This is a genomic window from Legionella sp. km772 (genome assembly GCF_003989735.1).
Classification (GTDB): Bacteria; Pseudomonadota; Gammaproteobacteria; order Legionellales; family Legionellaceae; genus Legionella.
On sequence record NZ_RZGQ01000251.1, the window covers coordinates 1 to 3,409 of the forward strand.

A 3,409-nucleotide genomic window follows, 5' to 3' on the forward strand; every position below is an offset into this window, starting at 1 on the left:
TCAATTAACTAAAAATCAGATGAAAAGGCAATCTATTAAGCGGCTCAGAAAAAATGCTGGATGGGATGATTCTATTTTAACCACTATCTTATCTCAAAATTTTTCATGAGGTGACCCTGAAAATTTAATAATTATCCTTTCGCTATTGTAAAGGAGTAGGCAGTTTTCCTACTTGAAACATATCTTTCCAATAACTATGATCGGTTTTGTCTAAACGGGCTCGCTTACTCCATAAAGTGGGATGTAGTTTTTGGCTATATAGAGTGGACCGCGTATTAGTATTCAATGCAAGAGGAAACTCTTCAACACTGGATGCATCTTCACTAGTAGAAGATTCTGTAGTGATTGAACGTGAAAATTTATCAAAGAGATTTTGCAAAGGCTCTGCCAAAATAGAAGGCTCTTTAGGTTGTGCGCTCATTAACTCATCCAACATATCTTCACGAGTGGCGAAATGAACATAGGAAGGATGTGCGCGGGTTATATCCTTTAGTGACTTAGCTTGATCATCTCCAAGATGCTCATTTAAATTCGTAAGATCCTTTGAAAAAATTACAAAGGGAAAGATAACTGGAGTTGTGTTTTTTCCTCTAGCCTCCTTAATACACTGACGTAGTACCCTAAAGTTACCCATAGGAGAAACCAATTTAAGCAAACTATCAAAAACCTCTATATTATAAGAAGGTAAATGTCTACTTAATTTATATTGATCATCGAGAGTAGATAAAGTCAGTAAAGTATTAAAGGCTGCTTCATAATGATGCCGTTTAACTAAAATTTCCACCACAGCGATCCACCTGCGGAATGCATGTATTCTGGCATCATCATTATTCTTAAGAATTTCAGTACGAATAAATTGCTCTTGTAGATCTTTTACCCTTAAATAATCTTGCAACTGAACGCTTCCTTTTTTTCTATCACTAAAGCCTTTTGGAACCATAAAATCCAGTCTGTTTAATTGATAAAAAGCATTATTTAATTGTGTAGTAATTATCTTTGCATACTGATGTGCTAAATTGGATTCAATATAAGCATAACAGGCTTGGATTTGGGCGCTTTTTCTAATGGCTTTCTGAGCTGTAGGCTCGTTAGTGATCTTATCGTCCCAAGTAGTGGCATCAATACCAGCTAGAGAAGTAAAATTTTTCAACCAATTTAGAAATATTTTTTTTAGATTTTGACATTTTTTACCAGAGTATTTAAAAATAATCATTATGCTACATTTCAGATAAAGGTCAAACAAATAAATTTTGTATTAATCATAGTGTTTAATATATAATCAAAGTATACGGATTGACCAAGGATTCGGAAATCATGTTGATGTATAATGTTCATCTCGATTGGAAACGAGACACTGAGGACTTTAAGTACAACACCTATAATCGCAAGCATACGCTTTTTTTTAATGGTGGTCCTAAAATTGAAGTAAATTCCTCTTCTAACTTTATTCGTAATCCTCAGTTTCACTCCCCGGAGGAATTATTAATTGCCTCGTTATCAAGTTGCATGCTGCTTACTTTTTTATCTATATGCTGCAAACAAGGTTATGTAGTTAATGATTATTTTGCGCAAGGATATTGTCATCTTGATGTAAAACAGCACTGCATCTCTGATCTCATCTTATGCCCCGTAATTAAGTTTGAGCCCAGTAGCAAACCCGATACCCTTACTTTGAAAAATTTATTTGAGCAAGCCCATAAAGATTGTTTTATAGCCAACTCCTTAAAAGTGAATATAAGGATCAATCCTTCGTTTGCTGAAGAATAAATTTTATAGCGACAGGGCAAACGCCCCAAACTGTAGAGTTGGGAGCCCAGACTAAATTTGGCTCTTTATGCGCGCAATTCAGTCCCTATTCTCATGCAAGATTGTCTGGATACAGTGCCTAAGCGTGTTACGGAGACAATATAGCAGGTTTAAGTGTGCACTATTTAGATGTATTTACCCTGTATAGCGGTGCTAAGTTTGATTTTAAAGCTAAATAAATGATATATAATAATTATATTATGCCTTGAGCTCGTGAGAAAAATGGATAGACTCAAAGATTACATCGCTTCTGCTCGCCAGGTAGGCTTTGTAATGAATTATCAAAATTCCAATGCTTCAGAAATTAAGCAAGTTAAATCCTTTATTCAGGAAAGCTATACGACTTTCGGCACTATTTATCCTGATAAGATATTTTTAAACTTAGGCTTATGGGATAGAAAGATTTATCAAGAATATAAGGCCTTAAAATTTGATTTCTCTAAAATCTCTCCCATACAAGACGTCTATTCACCTTTGCTCCTTTACTTTTTAATAAGACCCCTACTTAAAATGCAGCTGTTCAATAGACGTCTGCTCGAAATTGGGTGTGGAAATGGTCTTGGCTTACGCGCAAGTTCTGAGTTGCTTAAAACAGATTATGCATTAGGTATCGATTTAACCAATCAGCTCGTTACTCATGCCCATCATAATTATTACTCAGAAGATAAAATTAATTACATTCAATCCGATGCCGAGCGCCTACCCATAGAAAGTGAATCCTTTGACCTAGTAACCAATTTGGAAAGCTCGCACCTGTATCCCTCTATTGAATTATTTTTTACTGAGGTTGAGCGTGTTTTGAGGCCTCAAGGCTATTTTTGCTACGCTGATCACTACTATAAGCCAAAAGATCAATCAACTAAGTTAGAGCGCTTTATTAAACAACAGGATAATTTAAAAATAATTCAGAAAATAAATATCACCAAAATGGTGCAGGCTGCTTTATATCAACGTTTGATTGTCAATGAGGATAGTTTTTATAAATATGCCTCCGATTTTTTAATTGGTAGTGATCCTAATAAATGGTACGAAGAGTTTTGTACCGTAGCAGCTACATTCGGCTTAATATTTCTTCCTTGGTGGAAAATTAGATTTAAAAATCCCATTTTGCGGCCGGTGGCAAAATATGCTCGCAATGAAAAATTCTGGGGAAAAAAATATTATTTTTATTATTTAATTCAAAAGGTTAAAAAATGAAAATAAAAGAAATACCTGTGGTTGAATATGAATATGGTCAAGAAAAACGGATCATGCGGATCTTAAATAAATCCCAAGTTCCCGTGTTAATCAAAATAAAAAACTTCACTGATCAATTTAATCTAGATTATTTTGCCACTCATGTTAGCGGCTTAACTACCTACGACACCTATGAAAATTCCAAAAAGAAAGCACATGAGTCTGGAGAATTTTTAAACGTTTTATCTGAAATTAAACAAAATAAACCACACCGAATTTTTGGCCAAATCGTCTCACCGGAAATTACTAATTCACTCATGTTACGCACATAAACTTGTAGTTTGACTAAAAAGCATTAGAATTCCGCCCTTAATTTTAGGGAGGGAATTAAATGGATATGCTTGATCTTTATAGTGATTATTTGATT

Annotated in this window: 4 protein-coding genes; 3 read left to right on the forward strand and 1 reads right to left on the reverse strand. The window is 34.5% G+C overall.

The features are described 5' to 3' along the window. Positions 1-142: 142 nt before the first annotated feature. A complete protein-coding gene (locus tag ELY15_RS14710; protein ID WP_127101338.1) occupies positions 143-1,213 on the reverse strand; it encodes a RasGEF domain-containing protein in 1,071 nt (356 codons plus the stop codon). A 101-nt stretch (positions 1,214-1,314) separates the two neighbouring features. Here ELY15_RS14710 and ELY15_RS14715 point away from each other — a divergent pair, with 101 nt between their 5' ends. The 3 genes from ELY15_RS14715 to ELY15_RS14725 all read left to right on the forward strand — a co-directional run bounded on the left by ELY15_RS14715 (position 1,315) and on the right by ELY15_RS14725 (position 3,314). Then, positions 1,315-1,767, forward strand: coding sequence for an OsmC family protein (locus ELY15_RS14715; RefSeq protein WP_127101340.1), 453 nt, complete (start codon positions 1,315-1,317; stop codon positions 1,765-1,767). A 261-nt stretch (positions 1,768-2,028) separates the two neighbouring features. Further along, positions 2,029-3,003, forward strand: coding sequence for a class I SAM-dependent methyltransferase (locus ELY15_RS14720; RefSeq protein WP_127101342.1), 975 nt, complete (start codon positions 2,029-2,031; stop codon positions 3,001-3,003). Further along, complete coding sequence (locus ELY15_RS14725) at positions 3,000-3,314, forward strand: hypothetical protein (protein ID WP_127101344.1); 315 nt, start codon at positions 3,000-3,002, stop codon at positions 3,312-3,314. The genes ELY15_RS14720 and ELY15_RS14725 overlap by 4 nt, the downstream gene beginning before the upstream one ends. The last annotated feature ends 95 nt before the right edge of the window (positions 3,315-3,409 follow it).

Bases quoted from the DNA above. Each gene is read 5' to 3' on its own strand.
- ELY15_RS14710 (WP_127101338.1), bottom strand. From the start codon at position 1,213: ATGATTATTTTTAAATACTCTGGTAAAAAATGTCAAAATCTAAAAAAA.
- ELY15_RS14715 (WP_127101340.1), top strand. From the start codon at position 1,315: ATGTTGATGTATAATGTTCATCTCGATTGGAAACGAGACACTGAGGAC.
- ELY15_RS14720 (WP_127101342.1), top strand. From the start codon at position 2,029: ATGGATAGACTCAAAGATTACATCGCTTCTGCTCGCCAGGTAGGCTTT.
- ELY15_RS14725 (WP_127101344.1), top strand. From the start codon at position 3,000: ATGAAAATAAAAGAAATACCTGTGGTTGAATATGAATATGGTCAAGAA.